This window comes from Mesorhizobium intechi (genome assembly GCF_002879535.1).
GTDB lineage: Bacteria > Pseudomonadota > Alphaproteobacteria > Rhizobiales > Rhizobiaceae > Mesorhizobium > Mesorhizobium intechi.
Genome location: NZ_PNOT02000352.1, coordinates 1 through 20,128 on the forward strand (window position 1 = coordinate 1; position 20,128 = coordinate 20,128).

20 protein-coding genes are annotated in these 20,128 nt (G+C 63.3%); 7 read left to right on the forward strand and 13 right to left on the reverse strand.

What is annotated here, in order from left to right; all coding sequences use genetic code 11:
• Positions 1 to 270: 270 nt before the first annotated feature.
• Positions 271 to 732, forward strand: a complete 462-nt coding sequence (gene queF, locus C1D09_RS29570; protein ID WP_143977516.1) for a preQ(1) synthase — start codon at positions 271 to 273, stop codon at positions 730 to 732.
• Between the two features lie 5 nt (positions 733 to 737).
• On the opposite strand, the gene C1D09_RS29575 is transcribed toward queF, so the two are convergent.
• Positions 738 to 1,322: a YqhG/Tai3 family protein gene (locus tag C1D09_RS29575; protein WP_143977517.1), complete on the reverse strand. Its 585-nt coding sequence runs from the start codon at positions 1,320 to 1,322 to the stop codon at positions 738 to 740.
• A 309-nt stretch (positions 1,323 to 1,631) separates the two neighbouring features.
• Here C1D09_RS29575 and C1D09_RS29580 point away from each other — a divergent pair, with 309 nt between their 5' ends.
• Positions 1,632 to 3,224, forward strand: a complete 1,593-nt coding sequence (locus tag C1D09_RS29580) for a class I SAM-dependent methyltransferase (protein ID WP_143977518.1) — start codon at positions 1,632 to 1,634, stop codon at positions 3,222 to 3,224.
• Positions 3,225 to 3,434: 210 nt separating this feature from the next.
• On the opposite strand, the gene C1D09_RS29585 is transcribed toward C1D09_RS29580, so the two are convergent.
• The 4 genes from C1D09_RS29585 to C1D09_RS29600 all read right to left on the reverse strand — a co-directional run bounded on the left by C1D09_RS29585 (position 3,435) and on the right by C1D09_RS29600 (position 8,532).
• On the reverse strand, positions 3,435 to 4,412 hold the full coding sequence (locus tag C1D09_RS29585) for a right-handed parallel beta-helix repeat-containing protein (RefSeq protein ID WP_425463433.1): 978 nt from the start codon (positions 4,410 to 4,412) through the stop codon (positions 3,435 to 3,437).
• A gap of 300 nt (positions 4,413 to 4,712) precedes the next feature.
• Positions 4,713 to 5,192: a DUF3828 domain-containing protein gene (locus C1D09_RS29590; RefSeq protein ID WP_143977519.1), complete on the reverse strand. Its 480-nt coding sequence runs from the start codon at positions 5,190 to 5,192 to the stop codon at positions 4,713 to 4,715.
• 95 nt (positions 5,193 to 5,287) lie between these two features.
• Entirely contained in the window at positions 5,288 to 6,937 is a 1,650-nt protein-coding gene (locus tag C1D09_RS29595; protein WP_143977520.1) for an ABC transporter substrate-binding protein, read from the reverse strand.
• 44 nt (positions 6,938 to 6,981) lie between these two features.
• The gene (locus C1D09_RS29600; RefSeq protein ID WP_143977521.1) at positions 6,982 to 8,532 is read right to left on the reverse strand and encodes a trimethylamine methyltransferase family protein; all 1,551 of its coding nucleotides are present in this window, start codon (positions 8,530 to 8,532) and stop codon (positions 6,982 to 6,984) included.
• Between the two features lie 88 nt (positions 8,533 to 8,620).
• Here C1D09_RS29600 and C1D09_RS29605 point away from each other — a divergent pair, with 88 nt between their 5' ends.
• From C1D09_RS29605 to C1D09_RS29615, 3 genes are all read left to right on the forward strand, one after another.
• On the forward strand, positions 8,621 to 9,523 hold the full coding sequence (locus C1D09_RS29605) for a LysR substrate-binding domain-containing protein (protein ID WP_143977522.1): 903 nt from the start codon (positions 8,621 to 8,623) through the stop codon (positions 9,521 to 9,523).
• A 67-nt stretch (positions 9,524 to 9,590) separates the two neighbouring features.
• Positions 9,591 to 11,471 carry a DNA mismatch repair endonuclease MutL gene (mutL, locus tag C1D09_RS29610; protein WP_143977523.1) on the forward strand — a complete coding sequence of 627 codons (1,881 nt, stop codon included), beginning with the start codon at positions 9,591 to 9,593 and terminating at the stop codon, positions 11,469 to 11,471.
• Between the two features lie 4 nt (positions 11,472 to 11,475).
• Entirely contained in the window at positions 11,476 to 11,790 is a 315-nt protein-coding gene (locus tag C1D09_RS29615) for a DUF1905 domain-containing protein (RefSeq protein ID WP_143977524.1), read from the forward strand.
• Positions 11,791 to 11,966: 176 nt separating this feature from the next.
• Here C1D09_RS29615 and C1D09_RS29620 read toward each other — a convergent pair whose 3' ends face one another.
• Complete coding sequence (locus C1D09_RS29620; protein ID WP_143977525.1) at positions 11,967 to 12,860, reverse strand: DMT family transporter; 894 nt, start codon at positions 12,858 to 12,860, stop codon at positions 11,967 to 11,969.
• Between the two features lie 113 nt (positions 12,861 to 12,973).
• Between C1D09_RS29620 and C1D09_RS29625 the strand changes: the two genes are divergently transcribed.
• Positions 12,974 to 13,879 carry a LysR family transcriptional regulator gene (locus C1D09_RS29625; RefSeq protein ID WP_167514804.1) on the forward strand — a complete coding sequence of 302 codons (906 nt, stop codon included), beginning with the start codon at positions 12,974 to 12,976 and terminating at the stop codon, positions 13,877 to 13,879.
• Positions 13,880 to 13,900: 21 nt separating this feature from the next.
• Here the strand turns inward: C1D09_RS29625 and C1D09_RS29630 are convergent, their stop codons facing one another.
• On the reverse strand, positions 13,901 to 14,491 hold the full coding sequence (locus C1D09_RS29630; RefSeq protein WP_143977527.1) for a hypothetical protein: 591 nt from the start codon (positions 14,489 to 14,491) through the stop codon (positions 13,901 to 13,903).
• A gap of 126 nt (positions 14,492 to 14,617) precedes the next feature.
• On the opposite strand from C1D09_RS29630, the gene C1D09_RS29635 reads away from it, so the two are divergent.
• Entirely contained in the window at positions 14,618 to 14,851 is a 234-nt protein-coding gene (locus tag C1D09_RS29635; RefSeq protein ID WP_010915490.1) for a DUF2093 domain-containing protein, read from the forward strand.
• Here the strand turns inward: C1D09_RS29635 and lpxK are convergent.
• The 6 genes from lpxK to C1D09_RS29665 form a co-directional block, all read right to left on the reverse strand.
• Positions 14,848 to 15,873: a tetraacyldisaccharide 4'-kinase gene (gene lpxK / locus C1D09_RS29640; RefSeq protein WP_143977528.1), complete on the reverse strand. Its 1,026-nt coding sequence runs from the start codon at positions 15,871 to 15,873 to the stop codon at positions 14,848 to 14,850. The genes C1D09_RS29635 and lpxK overlap by 4 nt on opposite strands.
• Before the next feature lies 1 nt (position 15,874).
• The gene (gene waaA / locus C1D09_RS29645; protein WP_143977529.1) at positions 15,875 to 17,191 is read right to left on the reverse strand and encodes a lipid IV(A) 3-deoxy-D-manno-octulosonic acid transferase; all 1,317 of its coding nucleotides are present in this window, start codon (positions 17,189 to 17,191) and stop codon (positions 15,875 to 15,877) included.
• Complete coding sequence (locus tag C1D09_RS29650) at positions 17,188 to 17,979, reverse strand: lysophospholipid acyltransferase family protein (RefSeq protein ID WP_143977530.1); 792 nt, start codon at positions 17,977 to 17,979, stop codon at positions 17,188 to 17,190. The genes waaA and C1D09_RS29650 overlap by 4 nt, the downstream gene beginning before the upstream one ends.
• 5 nt (positions 17,980 to 17,984) lie before the next feature.
• Positions 17,985 to 18,230 (reverse strand): DUF4170 domain-containing protein, encoded by a 246-nt coding sequence (locus C1D09_RS29655; protein WP_143977531.1) that lies wholly within the window; start codon positions 18,228 to 18,230, stop codon positions 17,985 to 17,987.
• 76 nt (positions 18,231 to 18,306) lie between these two features.
• A complete protein-coding gene (locus C1D09_RS29660) occupies positions 18,307 to 19,116 on the reverse strand; it encodes a 3'(2'),5'-bisphosphate nucleotidase CysQ (RefSeq protein WP_143977532.1) in 810 nt (269 codons plus the stop codon).
• Positions 19,103 to 20,128, reverse strand: a 1,026-nt coding sequence (locus C1D09_RS29665) for a TldD/PmbA family protein (protein WP_143977533.1), incomplete at its 5' end; no start/stop codon positions are given. The genes C1D09_RS29665 and C1D09_RS29660, both read right to left, overlap by 14 nt.

A 20,128-nucleotide genomic window follows, 5' to 3' on the forward strand; every position in this document is an offset into this window, starting at 1 on the left:
TGGTAGAGCCGATAGCGTTGTTTCGGCATGCCGTCCTCGGAATAGGCCGGTTCGTGGCTGGTCGACATCACCCGGTTCTTCAGCGTCAAATGCTTGAGCTGGTAGGGCTGGAGAAGGGGGTCGTTGCTGGTCATCGTCTTCCTGCAATTTCAAATTGCGCTGGAGCAGGTGCTGCAGCATTTCCTAATTTAAGCATCGGATTCGTCTGAAAACCGCTGCGCACGCCTCGGTCCGATGCTAATGAGCGGCAAATTCGAAGGAACCCCGCCCATGATCGATACCAAAACCCTTACCCAACTCGGCGCGCACGTCGAGACGCCACAGAGCCCCGAAGAAGCGGTCCTGGAAACCGTGCCGTTTTCGCGCGGCGACGGCCCGCCGGCGATCGTGCGCTTCACCTGCCCGGAGTTCACCTCGCTGTGCCCGGTGACCGGCCAGCCGGATTTCGCCCATATCGTCATCGACTACGCACCCGATGCGGCTTTGGTGGAATCGAAGTCGCTGAAGCTGTTCATGACCTCGTTTCGCAACCACGGTGCCTTCCATGAGGATTGTACCGTCATGATCGGCCGCCGCATCGTGGCAGCAACCAAGCCGCTGTGGTTGCGCATAGGCGGCTATTGGTATCCGCGCGGCGGCATTCCGATCGACGTGTTCTGGCAGACCGGCGCTCCACCTGAAGGCGCCTGGCTGCCCGACACGGGCGTCGCCCCTTATCGCGGGCGCGGCTGAGCCCCTCATTCGCACTGATACTGGCTGAGCGCCCATTCGCCGGTCACCGACAGAAGATCGGAAATCTTCCAGTCACCGCCAACCTTCTTGAGCTTCCATTCGAGACGGTGCTGGTGGCCTTCGACAACGAACGCGACGACCACCTTGGCCTCGTCGTCGTTGACGGCCTCGACGGTACGCAGACTTCGGTCGATGGCGAGCTTGTCGTAGTCGGCGTTGTCGAGTGCCATGTTGCGGTCGAGGCATTCGCCCTCACCCGAAGCGCGCAGCGTGTCGCTCTTGTCGAGCACGGTTTTCGCTGGATCGATGAAGTTCTTGCGTTGCGCTGGATCGAGTTCCAGCCCGGGATGTTCGTAAAAGGGCTTGACCACTGCCGTCGGCGATCCCTGCAGAACGGGCGGCGGCGGCGGCAACTCGACCGGCTTTTCCTGCGGCGCCGGCGTTGCCGCGGGAGGCGTAGCGTTGTTGTCTGGAGGCTGGCCGCCGGCGGACGGCGTCTTCGGCGGCGGTGAGCCGAACAGCCCTTGAGCGGCGACGGCGCAGGACCCTGTCAAAACGCACACGATCACCAGGGCCATAAGACGGGCCATCGCATCACTCCAGGCTTCGAACGGTCATGCGTTCAGGCCGGCGGAATGTCCAGCCTTTGGTCGTCGAAGCCTAGTGATAAAGATGCAGAATTTGAGGAAGCCAACAAGCACTTCGAGGCGAACGGCTCGCGCGGCTGCCCGTGCCAACCGTTCAAAAACAATCATTTCCATAGGCCAATCAGGATCATCGGCAACGCCAACGGGCCCAAGGTTGCCGGCACCGAGAAACTTACAGCCATGTCTGGCTGGCGGGTTTGCGTATAGTGTGCCAGTACCCTGGCAGGTTCCGTCAACAAGGAAGACCGTGTCTTGAACTATCTGGACGCCTTGGGGCTAACCCATGAAACGCTTCGGCCGGCCAACTATTGCGAGATCGGCTGCAGACTGGGCTATAGCCTGGCTCTGTCAAAAGTCCCGGCCATAGGCATCGATCCCGACTACGAGATCAAGGTCGCGTTGACCGCCCCCACACGGTTGTTCAACACCACGAGCGACAGTTTCTTCGCACGCGACGACGTGGCACAAATTCTTGGGGCACCCATCGATTTGGCGTTCATCGACGGGTTGCATCTTGTCGAATTCGCGCTGCGCGATTTCATGAATCTAGAGAAGCATGCCAGCCCAGACGGCGTCATTGTTATTGATGACCTGCTGCCACAGCACATGGATTACGCGTCACGGCAACGCAATACAACTATCTGGACTGGTGATGTCTATCGCCTGATACCTATTCTTCGCCACTACCGTCCCGATCTGGACATTCGAGTTTATGATGTCGACATGAAGGGTTTCGGCCTGGTGACCCGGCTCGATCCGTCGTCGGACGTGCTCGCGGCCAACTATAGCGCCATCGAGGCCGACATACAGGCTGGGAAGTGGTCTTTTCCAACCGTCGCAGCCATCCGTGACCACATGCAACCACGCGCCACGGATCTGTTGGCTAGCGATCTTGGGATCATCGCGGCGCAGCGCGCGGCCAAGGCTTCGATCCAATCGGACCGGCGCATGGCGCCAGCGCTATCGCAGCACAAGCCGCGCCTCTCGGTCATCATCTGTGTCTACGATATGGCGCGCGAGGCACCCCGCACGATCTTCTCCGCGACCGCTCCCTATCAGAAGGGACTGAGGTCGGATGAATACGAAGTCATCGTCGTCGACAACGGTTCAAGCACGCCGCTCACATACGAAAATCTGCCGTCAAATGTGCAAATCGTAAGGGCCCCAAACCCCAGGCAATCCCCGGTGTTTGCTCTGAATTGGGCTGCGCGCGAAATCGCCAAGGGGGAGATTTTGTTGTTTGCCATCGATGGCGCCCGCATATTCTCCGAACGACTGATCGATGAGAGCGTAAAAGCTCATGACAGGATGGAGGATGCCTTTGTGTTCTCGCTGTCCTGGCACCTTGGTCCCAAGGTGCAGATGCAGTCGGTGCCGGAAGGATATGGGGCAGAGATCGAGGATGGATTGATCCGGGACGTGCGCTGGCCCGACGAGCCGGACGGGCTGTTCGCGATTTCGGTACTAGCCGGCTCCTCAAGCGCTGGTTTCTTCGGCGACATCACGGAAAGTAATTCTTTCTCGATAAGCCGCACACTGTTCGACCGACATGGCGGCTTCGACGAACGTTTCACATCCCCAGGCGGCGGCTTGGCAAATCTCGAGATATTTCGTCGCTACGTGATGCGCCCTGACGCGCGCAATGTCTGCCTGCTCAGCGAGGGGACATTTCACCAGGTCCATGATTCCGTGGCGACCTCGGGGAAAAACAGGTGGGAGGCTTTTGCCAGCGAATACGAGGCAATCTTTGGCGGTCCCTATCTCAGACCTTCATATCATCGCTTCTATCAGGGAAAGCCGCGCGCCGGTATGGTTCCATTTATCCTGCAATCGCTTCAGGGTTGATTGCCGGCGAAACGCGATCGAGCGGGTTTCAAGATATTCCTTGCGGCCAAGCAGCCTCAAGGCTGCCAGCGCGGCGCCAGGCAGCACCGAAACCGAGTGCCTAGCTGAAGCACGCCCAAAGTCCGTGGAAAGCTTGGTCTTCAAGTCTTACCGCATTCCACCGGACAGCGAGCACGGCCCGGTGGAATGATCTGTGATGCAACAAGGCGCTTATTGCAGCGGCGCACCGCCAGGTCCAGGGAATGCCGTCAGCGGCGTGCCATCCGAGACATTTCCGGAAATCATGTTGTTCTTGAACGACTGCACCACACCTGATCCGCTAGAGGCGACACCGGTTAAGTTGGCAAACACGGTCGATCCGCCAAGCGTGACGATCGAACTGCCGGCGCCGCTGGCAGCCGCACCATTGGCATTCACGCCCACGCCGGCATTGGATGACACCGTCGTATTTGTTACCGTGGCGCGGACCGGAGAAGCCGCGGCAACCGTCTTCACGGTCACGCCGTTGCCGCCGTTCCCGCTCACCAGGCTAGCTGTCAACGCCATATTTATCGCCAAGGTGTTGCCCGTCCCATCGACGGTGATGCCGGTGCCGTTGTTTGTGACCTCCGTTCGCGTGAACGCAGCGTTTATCCCAACTGCGCCAGTCGTCTTGATCAGGATGCCATTCGTGGCTGCCTCGGATATTCGGGTATTGCTGATATAGATTTCGGTAGGTCCGTTCGGCGCGACTTCGACGCCCTGGCCGGTGACCCGCTGGATGATCGAATCTTCGATATGCAGTTGGCCCTGACCAAGAAAGCGTACGCCATTCAGCCCTGTGCCCACGCCATCGATATCCAGCCCCCTGAGATGCACAACGCTTCCAGCCGGAGCATTGACAACGACACCATTGGTTCCGGCGGAGAGAACCCCGCCCTCCGTATATACACAGTCGATCGTAATCGACTTGACGATTGTCACCGTGCCGAAACCACCCGGATCGAGGCAATTGATCTCCCCGCTGACAGCCGTCTTCGAGATCGCCCCGGCAAAGGTCTTGCAAGGTGCAGTTCGGCTACACGGATTGGCGTCGTCGCCGACGCCGGAAACCCAGGTCCGGGTCGCTTGAGCCGAAGCCGGCGTAGCGATCACCGCCATCGCCAAGGCGAGAAATAGCGAAGATAATAGGCAGCCTAGAATTTTCATGATCATTCCCCCTAAATGGAACAAGAGATTCGTTCACAACCAAGCGGAGGAAGTCTAGCGCTTCGCCTTGTCAAAAGCAACGTGACGTCAAAACCGGATCGCCGATTTGAATTTCTCGCGCGCTCGGCGATCCGCCAAGCTACGCAACCGCCTTCATGCCATTGTTACATCGCTTTCACACTACATTCGAAGCGCTTGGCGTTCCACGAAATTACGAAAACTTCACGCGCCGAGCATGCCGAGCGGCGACATGATTCCGCCGTTTCGACGCCCCGGCCGGAACGGCCAAGGTCCATGGCATCACCCCGGATCCTGGCCCGCCACGCATTCGAGCTGGCTCAGCGTCCAGTCGCTGGTCTTCGAAGCAATGTCCGATATCTTCCATTTGCCGTCGACCTGCTTCAGCGACCAGCGCATTTCGCGCTGCGAATCGTCTCCATCCGAAAACAGCTTGAAGCTTGCCACCACTTGTGCCGTGTCGCCATCGACCGTCTCGGACAATTTCAGGGTCTTGGAGACGGTCTTCTGGTCGAAATCCTGCGCATCAAGACCGGGATCGAAGTCGATGCAGGCGACTTGGTCGGGATTCTTCTTGGTCGCCTGGTCGTTGAGATCGAACAGTTTCGTCACCGGCTCGGTGAAACGATCCCGGTATTGTGCATCGGCCTCGAATTTGACCGCCGGAACATAGAAGAACTTCACGGCGTCGGACGCCGGTCCGGCGAAGGCGGCCGCGGGCAAGGCTGTCGCGAGGGCGGCAAGGAGCACTATCCGTGTCATGCAGAATCTCCGGCTCTTGATGGCTTGAAGCAATCAACACCACGCATCCTGCATACCGGCTTTTGCCGCTCATGAAGCCCCTGCCCGGCCTCGCTTCAGCCGTCGAGCCAGACGTTCTGGAGATCCATCTCGAAGGTCTGGTGCACGCCGTAGTTCTTCACCTTCTTGCTGGTGTGGCTGTAGAGCTTCTGCCAGAACGGCTGGATGATGACTCCGGAGTCCTGCAGGATCTGCTCGACGTCCTTCATCACCTCCTTGCGCTTGGCGACGTCGATCAGCGAGAGCGCCTGTTTGAGCTTGGCGTCGAAATCGGGATTGGAATAGGCCGACTCATTCCACGCCTCGCCGCTGCGATAACCCAGGGCCAGCACCTGAACGCCGAGCGGACGCATGTACCAGATGGTCATCGAATAAGGATATTTCGTCCAGTCGTTCCAGAAGGTCGACCCCGGCAGCACCGTGCGTTTGACCTTGATGCCGGCATCGCGCAATTGACCCGCGATCGCGTCGCCGGTGTTCTTCTGCCAATCGTCCTCGATGGTGATCAGTTCGTGCTCGAAGTCCGCCTGGCCGGCTTCCGCCATCAGTTTCTTGGCGCCGGCGGCGTCACGCTCCTTTTTCGGCAGCGGATAATATTCCGGATGGATCGGACTGACATGATGGTTCTCACCGACCGTGCCGCGCCCGGCATAGCCGAGTTGCAAGACGGCATTGTTGTCGACGGCCATCTGCAGCGCGTTGCGCACCCGCTTGTCGTCATAGGGCTTGTGCGTGATGTTGGTACGGGCAACCAGTGTCGTTGCCGTCGCAACCTCGGATTTCTGCAGGCCCATCTTATCGAGAATGTCGATGAAGTCGGCCGGGCTCTCGAAATTGAGGTCAATCTCGCCGGAATCGAAAGCGTTCACCGTGGCATTGAAGTCGGTGCCGTAGTCGACGAATTCGACACCGTCGAGCGGCGCCTCGCCACCCCACCATTTGCCGTTCTCGCGGCGCTTCACCACCGCCTTCTGGCCGACATCGTAAGAGACAAGTTCGAACGGACCCGTGCCGATCGGCTTCTTGACAGGATCGGCGCCGTCGGCATCGAAGTTGCGGTGGACGACGAGCGCGGGATAATCCGTGAAGTTCGGGATCAGCGAAATGTCGGGTTCGCTAAGCTTCAGCTTGACGGTGTGGTCGTCGACCTTGGTGATCGCGCCGTCTCGCGCCTTGCCGGTTTTTGCGTCGATCAGCGCGCCGACGCGTGCGGCCATCGAATTGCCGGCTACGCCTTTCTCGCACCAGCGTACCAGATTGTAGGCGACGTCATCGGCATTGAAGGCATCGCCATTGTTCCAGGTGATGCCCTTGCGCACATGCAGGACATATTCGGTGGCGTCGTCGTTGATATCCCAGCTTTCGAGCAGAACCGGCTCGAAGGTGAATTGCCTGGTGTAGCGCACCAATGGCTCCAGCCAGCTGCGCGAAATGTTGGCCAGTTCCACCCAGTCGTAGGTGCGCGGGTCCTTCTGCGCCTTGACCGACATCGAGACGCGGAGCTTGCCGCCCTTCTTCGGCTCCTCGGCCTGGGCCTGTTGCGGCGCGGCAAGGCCGATCATGCCATAGGCAAGGGCCGTCGATGCGCCGAAGGCGCTTGCCAGCGCCAGGAACTCGCGCCGGTCCATGCGGCCGGCACGCGCCTCCCGCGCCATGGCCTCGATAGCACTCGGGACGCGGTCGCCATTGCTTGTGAAAAGTGTCATTTTCTTCCTCCCTTATGGTTCCCGCCGGGTCTTGGCCCGTTGCGTCAACTCACCGTATCCGGCAGCTTCTCCTCGCGCCGCGCGATCAAGTCCCTGAGACCCTCGGCAATACCCTCGTCGAGCTTCGGTTCCTCGTAATCGGCGAGCATGTTGCGCGCCTTCTCGCGACCGCGCGTGTCGTGGTCCTTCGCCCCTTCGGCATTCCATTGTTCGTAGGAGTTGAAATCCATGATCGAGGGCATGAAGAAGGCGGACTCGAAATGTTCGAGCGTGTGCTGGGTGCCGAGGAAATGGCCCTGCGGTCCGACCTCGCGGATCGCGGCCATGGCCTCCTTGAAATCGTCGAAGGACACCCCCCCGGCGTATTTGTACCAGCCGACGAGCTGCTCGCAGTCGGTCGCGAATTTCGAATAGCCGCAAGTCAGGCCGGCTTCCAGCCAGCCGGCGGAATGCCAGATGTAATTGGCGCCGGACAGGATGGCGGCATGCATGAGCATGTTCGATTCGTATCCCGCCTGGGCGTCGTTCAGCTTCGAGCCGACATGGAATCCCGAGGTGCGCCACGGCAGCCGGTATTTCCGCGCCAGCGCGCCCATAAGATACATCATCTGGGCGGCCTCCGGCGTGCCGCCCATCGGCGCTCCGGTCTTCATGTCGACCGTGACCATGAACTGGCCGTAGATCTGCGGCGAGCCTGGGCGGATGAGTTGGGTTAGCGCCACGCCGGCAAGCGCCTCGGCGTTGACCTGTGCCACCGCGCCGACGGCGGAAGCCGAGGTCGAAGCGCCACACAGCGCGAAAGGCGCCAGGATCAGCGGCTGGTTGTGGCTCGCGTAGACCCGCATGGCATCGATCATGGTGGCGTCCCATACCAGCGGCGAATTGCAGTTGGTGATTGCCACCAGCACAGGGTTGTCGCGTACGAACGCCTCGCCGAAGACGATGGCAGCCATCGCCATCGTGTCCTCGGCGCGCTCCTTCGACGTCACGATGCCCATGAACGGCTTGTCGGAATGCTTCAGCGCCGAGTGGATGATGTGCAGATGCCGTTTCGGCACCGCGATTTCCATCGGCTCGCAGATGACCGAGCTCGAGGAATGCAGCGCTGGCGCCATGTAGGCCATTTTGTGGAAATTGTTGAGGTCGGCGAGCGTGCCATAGCGCCTGACATTGTCGAGGTCGCGGACGTAGGGCGCACCATACATCGGCACGAAAATCGAGTTCTTGCCGCCGACGCGCACCGTGCGCTCGGGATTGCGCGCGTTGAGCGTGAACTCAGACGGAACCTTCGAGACGAGCTCCATCAGCAGCGCACGGTCGATGCGGACACGCGTCTCCCTTACATCGGCGCCGGCCGCCTTCCAGAGCGCGATCGCGCCGTCGTCGCGGAATTCGCAGCCCACCTCCTCGAGGATCTTGAGCGATTCCTCGTGGATCAGCTCCACCGCCTCGTCAGGCACGATCTCATAGACGGGGATGTTGCGCACCAAGGTCGGAAAGGAAGCGATCGGCGCGCTTCTGAGCGCCTTGCGGCCAAGACGGCCACCGCCGCGGCGGTGGGTCTGTTCGGTCAATTCGACGGCCGGTACGTTCATGGAGCCTCCTTCTTCCCGCCACCACGTTAGCGATCCGAAATATGGCTGTGACGCTGGAAAATCCTGATCTTCTGTATAAGCTGTGCTTATGCGAAGCCTGCGCCACCTCCTGCCCTCCGCCGGCAGCCTGATCGTCTTCGAGGCGGCCGGCCGGCTGTCGAGCTTCACCGCCGCCGGGCGCGAGCTCGGCATGACGCAGGCCGCCGTTTCCTACGCGGTGCGCGGGCTGGAAGAACAGCTCGGCGCCAAGCTGTTCCAGCGTCGCCACCGGCAGGTCAGCCTGACCGAAGCCGGCGAACGCTTCCACGCCGATGTTTCGCTGGGATTATCGCATATCCGCAAGTCGGCCGAGGATCTGCGCCTGCAGGCAACGGGTGGCCATGTGACGCTTGCCGCATCGACCGCCTTCGGCTCGTTCTGGATGATGCCGCGCCTGCAGCAGTTCCGTGACGAATTGCCGGGCATCGATCTGCGCATCCAGACCGCCGACCGCGACCTCGACATAATCGCCGAAGGCATCCCGCTCGCGGTGCGCGGCGGCGAGCCCCGGGACTGGCCGGACTACCATTCGCTGCCGCTTGCCGATGAGGAGATCTTTCCCGTCGCCGGCACCAGCTACCTGGCCAAGTTCGGCATGCCGAAAACCGTCGGGGAATTGGCGATGCACCGTCTCATCCATCTTGAGGAACCGTATCGCGAGGCGGCGAGTTGGGACGAATGGTTCCGGTCAGCCGGCGGCAGCCTGGGCGACGCCGCGCGCGGCCTGCGGATCAATGATTATGGCCTGGTCATCCAGGGCGTGATGGAGGGCCAAGGCATCGCGCTCGGCTGGCGGCACCTTGCCGAGCGGCTGCTGGCGACGGGACTGCTGGTGCAGGTGACGGACCACGTGCTCAAGACCGGCAAGGCCTTCTATATCGTCTGGCCGAAGAACCGGGAACTCAGCGACAATGCCCGCAAGGTCAGGGATTGGCTGGCGGCGCAGGCATAAAGCCGTTTCACGGTTCCACCGCAGTTCGCCCTCGCCCGCAACACACGAATCCGCCTATACTGTCGCCATGCCCATTCGCCAGCTTTCCGAAACGATGATCAACCAGATCGCCGCTGGCGAAGTCATCGAACGTCCGGCGAGCGTGGTCAAAGAACTGGTCGAGAATGCGCTCGATGCCGGTGCGTCCCGGGTCGAGGTCGTCACGGCAGGCGGTGGGCTGAACCTGATCCGCGTCACCGATGACGGCTCCGGCATCCCCGAACAGGAGCTTTCGCTGGCAATCGCGCGCCACTGCACCTCCAAGCTCGTCGAGGATATCAACGACATCCGTTCGCTCGGCTTTCGCGGCGAGGCGCTGCCGTCGATCGGCTCGGTGTCGCGGCTGTCGATCCGCTCGCGCACGGCGTTGGGCGACAGCGCCGCCGAGATCGGCATCGAGGGTGGCCGCGTGCTGCCCGTCAGGCCGGCGGCAGCCAACCGCGGCACAACCGTCGAAGTGCGCGACCTGTTCTTCGCCACGCCGGCGCGGCTGAAATTCATGAAGGGGGAGCGTGCCGAAAGCTCGGCCACCAGCGATGTGGTCAAGCGCATCGCCATCGCCTTTCCGGCCGTGCGGTTCACGCTGGCCGGTTCCGACCGCTCGACACTGGAATTGCCAGCGACCGACGACAGTCCGGAAGGCAGTCTGCGCCGCGTCGCCCAGGTGATGGGGGCCGAATTTCCCGACAATTCCATTGCCATCGACGCGATGCGCGAAGGCGTGCATCTGACCGGCCATGTGTCGATCCCGTCGTTCAGCCGCGCCAACGCACTGCAGCAATATGCCTATGTCAACGGCAGGCCGGTGCGTGACAAGCTGATCGCCGGCGCCATCCGCGGCGCCTTCGCCGATGTGCTGCCGCGCGACCGCCACGCGGTGACGGTGCTGTTTCTTTCGCTCGATCCGGCCATCGTCGACGTCAACGTCCACCCGGCCAAGGCCGATGTGCGCTTCCGCGATCCGGGCCTGGTGCGCGGCCTGATCGTCGGCGCCATTCGCCAGGCCATGGCCGATGCCGGCATCCGCTCGGCCACCACGGGAGCCGCGGGCATGATGGCGGCGTTCAGACCGGGTGCCGCGCCTTACAATCATGGCGGTCCGGCCAATGGCCATCGCAGCTATGAAGCAGCATTCCATGCATCCGGCTCCGGTTTCGATCCGTCACGCTCGCCGCAGCGACCGCTCGACATGCAATTCGAGGGCTTCGAACGCGCCGGCGCAAGGCAAGGCGGGTTTGGCGAACCCGGCCAGGCGGCGTTCGATACCGGCGCGCTTGCCAGCGCCGATGCGCGCGCCGGCCAGAGCGAGGCGGCCGAGACCCTGCTTGGCACGGTGCTCGGCGCGGCACGCGCCCAGGTGCATGAGAACTATATCGTTGCCCAGACCAGGGATTCGCTCGTCATCGTCGATCAGCACGCGGCGCACGAGCGGCTGGTTTACGAAGCGCTGAAGAACGCCCTGCATTCGCGCCCCGTGCCCTCGCAGATGCTGCTCCTGCCTGAGATCATCGACTTGCCGGAAGAGGATGCCGAGCGGCTCGCCATGCACTCCGAAACGCTCGCCCGCTTCGGCCTCGGCATCGAGCGTTTCGGTCCGGGTGCTGTTGCCGTGCGCGAGACCCCGTCGATGCTGGGCGAGACCGATGTCCAGCAATTGGTGCGCGATCTCGCCGACGAGATCGCCGACAACGACACGGTCGAGACGCTCAAGGAAAGGCTGGACAAGATCGCCGCCACCATGGCCTGCCACGGCTCGGTGCGTTCCGGCCGGCTGCTCAAGGCCGAGGAGATGAACGCGCTGCTGCGCCAGATGGAGGCGACACCCGGATCCGGCACCTGCAACCATGGCCGCCCGACCTATATCGAGCTGAAGCTCGCCGATATCGAGCGGCTGTTCGGGCGGCGGTGAGCCTGTGAGCGGCGAACAGACGGTCCGGTTCCAATTCGCAACCGAGGTGATCCACTGGAGGGGTCCTTCGCCATACTTCTTCGCGCCAATACCCGAGCAGCATGGCGAAGAGATCAAAAAAGTGGCGAAGTTCGCAACCTATGGCTGGGGCGTGATACCCGTCGAGGCGGCCATTGACGGCTTCATGTTCGGGACATCCCTGTTTCCCAAGGACGGAAGCTATCTTTTGCCCCTGAAGGACGACGTCCGGCGCAAGTGCAATCTAACGGCAGGCGATTCGATTTCCGCTTCCATCTCGATACGGCTTCGCGGCCGATAACGTGGCCTCCGGGCGATCCTGTCGGTGCGAGACGTCTCATCTGCTCAGGCGGTACTTCTTGGTCATGCGGTCAAAGACATAGACAACCGCCTTCTGCCCCGCACCAGTTATCTTGTGGGGTCAAAAAAATTCAGGCGTTCTCGTGTTGATTCGAGAAAGGCAGCCAACCCTTTGATCTAGCGCTTCAAATTCACCACGATGACGCCGCCGAGCGCCAATGCGCCGCCGAGGATGCCGAGCAGCGTCGGCACTTCGCCCAGCCAAAAGAAGCCGATCAGGGCAGACATCGGCGAAACCAGGTAGAGGAAATTAGAGGCACGTGCGGCCGGCAGGCGCGATAGCGCGGTTGCCCAGGCGGCATAAGCGATCAGGCTGGGCACGATGCCAAGAAAGATAACGGCGCCGAGACCGGCGGTGTTGGCGACGGCTGCCTGGGCAAGGCCACTGGGCAGAAAGGGGGATAGACAAAGTGCTCCGAGCACCATGTTGGAGGCCGAGATGGTCAGCGGGTGATTGCGGGCAAATAGCGGCTTCTGGACGATGGTGTTGACGGCCGAACAGAGCGCCGAGCCAAGCACCAGCAGTGCGCCAGCGTTGAAATGCAAGCCTTGTCCGTCCGCCATCGCTATGACGCCGATGCCGGCGAAGGATATCGCCGTGCCAGCCCAGGCCCACCTTGAAAAACGCTCGCCCAGCAGCGCCATCGCCATGATGGCCGTGAAGATCGGGCTGACATTGATGATGAAGCCGGCGGCGCCGGCCGAGACGGTCAGTTCGCCGAAGTTGAGCATGACAGTGTAGAGCGCGACGAAAACCGCCCCGCCAAAGACGAGGCGCCACACCTCGTCGAGCCTGGGCAGCGCCGGACGCTTGACGGCAAGGAAGATCGCCGCCGGCACGGCGGCGATGGCAAAGCGCAGGGCGCCCAGTTCCAGCGGCCCGAAGGCGGCAAGGCCGGCGCGGATGGCCGGAAAGGCGGAGGCCCAGCCGACCACCGTCAGCGCCACGGCAATGGCGGCCGTGGTGTCCATCCGCTGTGTCTGATTCAACGTGCCCGTCATCGCGCTCATCTCACCGTCCTCATGCTGCTCCCGTCCTGAGGGCCACAAAACGCCTTTTCCCGCCTGTTGACAAACGACCAAATCGAGGATCAGCTGTGACTGTGGATCACAGCTTAGACGCAATGGTGCCGCTAGAAACCCTGCGTGCCTTCGACGCGGCGGCGCGAACCGGCAGTTTTTCGGCGGCCGCCGAGAAGCTCAACCTCACCCATGGGGCCATCAGCCGTCAGATCGCCAAGCTCGAGGACTGGCTGGGCCTGAAAGTATTCGATCGCGGCGCGCGCGGCGTGACGCTGACGATCGAAGGCAACCGGCTGCATCTGCGCACGTCGGAGGCTTTCGCGCTGATCTCGAGCCATTCCGACCGCTGGGTCGAGCCGCGCGGCACGGCGGTGGTGCGGCTGACCTCGATCCCCTCGGTGAGCGGGCTGTGGCTGATGCCGCGCATGGCGGTACTGGAAAACAATCCCACGAAGCTGCGCATCGTCCTCGATGTCGACATCCGCCAGGCCGACCTTGCCGATGAAGGCATCGACCTGTCGATCCGCTGCGGCCGCGGCGGCATTCCCGGCCGCGTCTCGGTGCAGCTGTTCGAGGAGCATGTCTTTCCCGTCGCGTCACCGGAACTGGCACGCGAGATCGGTCGCGGCGGCCCGGCGCGGCTCCTCAAATTCCCGCTGATCAACGATTCCGACGCTTCCGGCTGGCGCGCCTGGTTCGCCGCGCACGGCATGGACTATCGCCCGCGCCCGCAGGATCGCCGCTTCGAGGATTATAATCTGGTGCTCGATGCTGCCGCTTACGGGCTCGGCATCGCGCTGGCGCGCCCACCGCTGACCGGGCATCAGTTACAGTCGGGCCGAATCACTGTGGTCGACGAGGGCACCGCGCTCAATCCGGTGTCCTATTGGCTCGACCGGCCGCTGGGGCGGCCACGCACCGCAGCGGCCGACCTTGCACGCCGCATCGCTTGTCAGGCCGGAGTGGCGCCGGACAAGATCGAGGCCTTCATCGAAGCCGAGCGATAGATCTGCCGCACGATTCGACGTTCAGCGGAGCAAAAGCAGGACGAATCCGAGAATCATGGTTGCCAGCAAACCGGTCATGATCGAAACAAAGCCGATCTTCACCAGCAAGCCCTCGGGATTGGATGCCACGGCGGCATGAGATTGATTTGCTGGCCTTCGACGTCCCGGCGGCATCCCCAGTGCGGGGGCGTTTTGAGGGACCGGAACCTGCGGCGGGATAAACGACAGCAAGGACACCCCGGCTGCTCTGGCGGGTGCGTTGTCATTGGCCGTTGCGGAAGGCGGCACGGTGCCGCGCTGCGCTTCGGCTTCGGGCGCCGCTCTCCTCGCCACAATCGTTGCCAGCACCGCCTCGTCCCGGGTGTCGAGCTGGGCCTGATAGGCCTCCACGATGCCGGAAGAAGCAATCTGCTGCGATTTGACGGCCACCGGCGCGGCAGGCATAGCCAACAGAGCGGGTGCCGTGCGTTGGGCGAACACCGAAGACGCGGCGGGCTGGACCAGTTCCCTGACCAGCGCCGTCCGGACCGGATCGGCCTTCGCCAACGGCACGGGTTGCGGTGTCATCGCCTCCTTGAGAAGGGAAGCCAGACGGGCGGAAGAAATATCCATCATGCCCCCGATAAAAGCACTTTTCGCACCTGTCCTAGTGCATCGGCATTGTCCGAGGCTTGTCGCAAGCTTGACCCGGCCGCGGATTTGTGGCGATGAAATCTGTATGACACTTGGCACCACCGCATGATGAACCGTTTCGAAGGCCCGGGCGGCAAGGAAGCCCGCATCCGCTATCTCGATGGCGATTTCCAGGTGACCAGTCCCGGCTCGTTCGTGCGTTGCGCGGTGACCGGGGAAAACATCCCCCTGGACGAGCTGAAATACTGGAGCGTCGCCAGGCAGGAGCCCTACGTCAACGCCACGGCTTCGCTGCGCCGCGAGATCGAGGTGCATCCGGAGCTACGCAAGCGTAGCTAGCCCCTCAGCTTGCGCTGCCGCCAGGCATCGAGCGTTTCCTCGATGATGCGCTCGGGCACATGGTCGAGCTCGAAAACCGTGTCGATTTCCAGCACCTCGAGCCTGTCGAGAAAGTCCTGTGAGGCGCCGTGGCGCAACCGGACGGCGTCCTTGGCCGTGGTAATGAGCCTCAGCCCTTCGGCACGCGCCGTTACCGCCAGTTCGGCGAGTTCGTCCTCGGCGTAGAAATGATGGTCCGGAAAGGGCTTTGAGAGGACCACCTCACCGCCGGCCCCGCGCACCGTGTCGAAGAATTTGTCGGGATGGCCGATGCCGGCGAAGGCCAGGAACCGCATGCCGGCAAGCCCGGCCGTGCTGCTGGGCTCCGTATGGGCCTCGAAGATCGGCCGGCCGGCGCGCGCCGCCTGGCGCACCACGGCGTCTGCGGCGGTGCCCTCGCCAATCTTCAACAGCCCGCTGGTGAAGACCAGCTGGTCGACGATCTTGGCCCTGAGCGGGCCGCCCGGAATGACGCGGCCATTGCCGATGCCGTAGCGGGCGTCGACCACGATCAGCGCATAGTCGATGTGGATGCGCGCGCTCTGAAAGCCATCATCCATGATCAGGAAATCGCAGCCCTGCTTTTCGATGAGCAGCCGGGCGCCGGCGGCGCGGTTCGGCGTCACCGCGACCGGCGCGTGTTCGGCCAGAAGCAGCGGCTCGTCGCCGACATGCTTGGCGGCATCGTGATGGGCATCGACGACATGCGGCTCGGCGAAGGAGCCGCCATGGCCGCGCGATAGGAAACCGGGCTTCAGCCGCATGCGCTTGGCCTGTTGGGCGAGCGCGATGGCGACCGGCGTCTTGCCGGTGCCGCCGACGGTGAAATTGCCGACGCACAGGACCGGCGCATCGATTTTCTCACGCCTCGCCCGCCGCATGCCGCGGCCGGCAACGAGCGCATAAACGGCCGACAGCGGCGACAGCGCCAGGACCTTCCAGTCCGGCTCTTCCCACCAGAATGGTGGTGCTTCGGAGGCCACGCTAGCGCCCGTTGGCGCCCTTCAGGCGCGACTTGACGACCAGCGGCTGGATATAGGGTTCGAGCGATTTCAGCGTGCGCGCCAGCGCGCCGCGCATCTCGTCGACGGTCGCCACCCCCGCCGCCATCATCTCATGGCGCGCCACTTCGTTGGTCAAAAGGAAGTTGACGGCCCCGGCCAGCATGTCGCGATCACGCACCAGCTTGGCCCCGCCGCTGTCGATCAGGCGCTGATAGGCCTCGCGGAAATTCTGCACATTGCGGCCGGCCAGGACCGCCGTGTCGAGCATGGCCGGCTCGAGCGGGTTCTGCCCCCCCTCGGAGGTCAGCGAGCGGCCGACGAAGGCGATTTCCGTCAACCGGAGATAGAGCCCCATCTCGCCGATCGTGTCGCCGAGCAGGATATCGGTGTCGGGTCCGATACGGTCGCCCTTGCTGCGCCGCGCGACCTTCAACCCCATGGTGGCAATCTGCGCGGCAAGGCTTTCGGCGCGGTCGGGATGGCGCGGAACGACGATCGTCAACAGACCATGATGACGCTTGTGCAGCATCGCATGGACTTCCGCCGCCACCACTTCCTCGCCGTCATGGGTCGAGATGGCCGCCCAGGTCGGGCGGCCGCCGATCTGCCGCTGCAAACCGGCCAGCACCCGTTCGTCGACTGGCGGCGGCTTGGTGTCGACCTTGAGGTTGCCCGACACCGTGACCGGCCGGGCGCCCAGCGCTCGAAAACGCTCGCCGTCGACATCAGACTGGGCAACGACATGGGCGAGATTCTCGAACAGCGCCTCGGCGATGTTGGCGCGCTTTTTCCAGGAGGTGAAAGACCGGTCGGACAGCCTGCCATTGACCAGCACCTGCGGCACATGGCGCGCGCCAAGCTCGAGGATGGTCATCGGCCAGATCTCGGATTCGGCGATAATCGCCAGGTCCGGCTGCCAGTGATCGAGAAACCGGCTGACGGCCGGTTTCAGGTCGAGCGGCACATATTGGTGGATGATGCGGTCGCCGAGCCGCTCGTCGGCAACCTGCGCCGATGTCACCGTGCCGGTCGTCAGCACGATGTTGACGCCATAATCGAGAATGCTCTCGACCAGCGGCACCACGGCTATGGTCTCGCCGACGCTCGCGGCATGGATCCAGATCACGGGGCCTTCAGGGCGCGGGCGACCGGCGACGCCGTAGCGCTCGCGCCGACGGTGGCGGTCTTCCTTGCCGCGCGAGGTGCGCCAGGCAACATAAGGCCCAACCAGCGGATAGGCCGCGGCACCGGCGAAACGGTATGCCGTCAGCATGGCGCGCGCCCAGCGACCGCTCATCGCGGGCCATCCACGAGACGGTAGGCTTCGGCGGTCGCGGCATTGAGAGCGGCGGTGATTTCCTGGCGCTTGCGCTCCATTTCGGCGTCATCGGCGTCGGCCGCGACAAAGATCGGCGCGCCGATGGTCACGGCGGACCGGCCGAAAGGCAAGTTGATGGTGGTCTTGTCCCAGCTCTTTTCCAGCACCTTGCGGCGGCTGGTGGCGATGGCGACAGGCAGCAGCGGCCGGCCCGAGAGGCGCGCCAGGAGAACGATACCGAGCCCTGCGTCGCGCGGCGTACCATGCGGAATGTCTGCGATCATGGCGACGTTCTTGCCGGCAGTGAGCGACTTTTTGAGGGCAATCAAGGCCTTGGCCCCACCCTTGTCGAGATGCCGGGCATTGTCGCGCCCACCGGAACCGCGCACAGCCTCGATGCCGAATTTCTCCAGCATCAGAGCGTTGAGCTCGGCATCGGCGCTGCGCGACACCATGGCGACCAGCGGCTTGCGCTTGGGGTAGTAGGCCGGCGTCAAAAGATGCTGGCCGTGCCACAGGGCAATGATGCCTGGCTCGAATTCAGCGTAGGCGCCGCCCGAAAAGCGCGCCGATCCGGCGACCAGGGGGCTGGTCAGGCGAACCAGGCGGACGAACTGCGCGAGCAGGCTGGCAATGGCGTTCTTGACGAATCGCGACTGCGCGAGAGGCTCGCGCACCTTGCGCCAGAACGTCTTGGTCGCGCGGCTGCCGCCCCTGCCCGTGGGCGCGGCCTCGCTGGCTGGCCCTTTCGCCAGGTCATGCTCCATCGAAGTCAACCGGCAGCCTTGTTGTCGGGGTCCAGCAGACGATGCAGATGAACGACGAAATAACGCATATGGGCATTGTCCACGCTGGCTTGCGCCTTGGCCTTCCACGCTGTGTGCGCGGATTGATAATCCGGAAAGATACCGACAATGTCGAGCCCGTCGAGATCGCGGAACTCGGTGCTCCCAAGCTTCTTCAGTTCGCCGCCGAACACCAGATGCAAAAGCTGTTTCTTCCCGTCTTCCGCGGTCATGTCGGTCCTTCACATATTGTGAGTTTGTGACAGGTCTAGACCAAAGCCGCCGACTTTGGAACCTGCGAATGTGCTTTCACGCGTCCAGCCCGGCGATGACATCGACGAGCACGGCCAGCAATTCACCGCTGCCGGCGGCGAGCGCGCCGTGGCGGGTCACCTCGCCGGCATAGAGCGGCGCACGGCCATGCGGGTCGAGCAATCGGCCGCCGGCCTCGCGCAGGATGAGATCGGCGGCGGCGATGTCCCAGTCATGCGCGTTCGGCTTGACGAAGGTGGCGTCGAGCGTGCCGTTGGCGATCATCGCCAGGCGGTAGGCGAGCGAGGGGCTGTAGGGCGCCCGCACCAGCCGTTTCCGCCAGCCGGCCGGCATCAGGTCGATCAGTTGCTTCAACCCTGAAATCTCGGCCTCGTCGCCAAGCGTGCGCACGCCAATGCGCTCGCCGTTGCGGAATGCGCCCTGGCCGGGCAGCGCCCAGTAGGTCTCGTCCATCGCCGGGCATTCGAGCACACCGGCAAGCGTGCGGCCCGCCTCGACCACGGCGACGCTGACGCACCAGGTGCGCTGTCCCTCGAGGAAGCCGCGCGTGCCGTCGATCGGATCGACGACAAACGTGCGGCGCGCCGAAAGCCGCGCCGGATCGTCGACGGTCTCTTCCGACAGCCAGCCGTAGTCCGGCCGCGCCGCCAGCAGCGTGCCGCGTAGATAGGCGTCGGCGGCATGATCGGCTTCACTGACCGGCGAGGTGCCGCCCTTCATCCAGACCTGCGGGCTGTTGCCGAAGTACCGCATGGCGATCAGACCGGCCTCGCGGGCGGCGTCGCGCAGCAGCGACAGATCCCCAGTGGTCCCGGAAGTGGCAGCGGTCAGTTCAGGCTCCGGCAAGGGTCATGCCTTCGATCAGGAGCGTCGGCGCGGCGGTGCCGAAATTGCGGTCGAGATCGTTCGCCGGCACCATGTTGAGGAACATCGTCTTCAGGTTTGAGGCGATGGTGACTTCGGCAACCGGATAGGCCAGTTCGCCGTTCTCGATCCAGAATCCGGAGGCGCCGCGGCTGTATTCGCCGGTCACCATGTCGACGCCCTGGCCGAACACTTCGGTGACGTAGAAGCCGCTCTTGAGCGACTTGATCAAATCCTCCGGCGAGCGTTCGCCCGGCTCGATGGCGAGATTGGTGGAGGACGGCGAGACGGAGGAACCGCTGCGCGAGCCGCGGCCGTTGGTGATCAATCCCAGTTCCCGCGCGGCCGAGGTCGACAGGAACCAGTGGTTGAGCACGCCCTTTTCGACCATGAGAAGCTTTTCGCCCTCGACGCCCTCACCATCGAACGGACGCGAGGCCTGGCCACGCGGCCTGAGCGGATCGTCGGTGACGGTGACGGCGGACGAGGCCACCTGCTTGCCCTTCATGTCGCGCAGGAACGATGTCTTGCGCGCGACGGACGCGCCGTTGATGGCGCCGGCGAGGTGGCCGGCGATGCCGCGCGCCACACGCGGGTCGAACACCACGTCGACCGGCCCGGTCGCTGCCTTGCGCGCGCCGATGCGGCGCACGGCGCGTTCGCCTGCCTTGCGGCCGATATCCTCCGGCGCATCGAGATCGGCAAAGTGCTGGCGCGAGGAGAATTCATAGTCGCGCTCCATGCCGGTGCCCTCGCCGGCGATAACGCTGGTGGAGCGCGAGAAACGCGAGCCGACATAGTGGCCGATGAAGCCGTGCGAGGTGGCCAGCACGATACCGCCCAGCCCGGCACTGGCGCCGCTGCCGGCTGAATTGGTCACGCCCTTGACGGCAAGTGCCGCCGCTTCGGCCGCAAGCGCTGCTTCCTTCAACTGGTCGGCAGACACTTCGGTCGCGTCGAACAGGTCGAGATCGCGCATTTGCCTCGCCAGCAG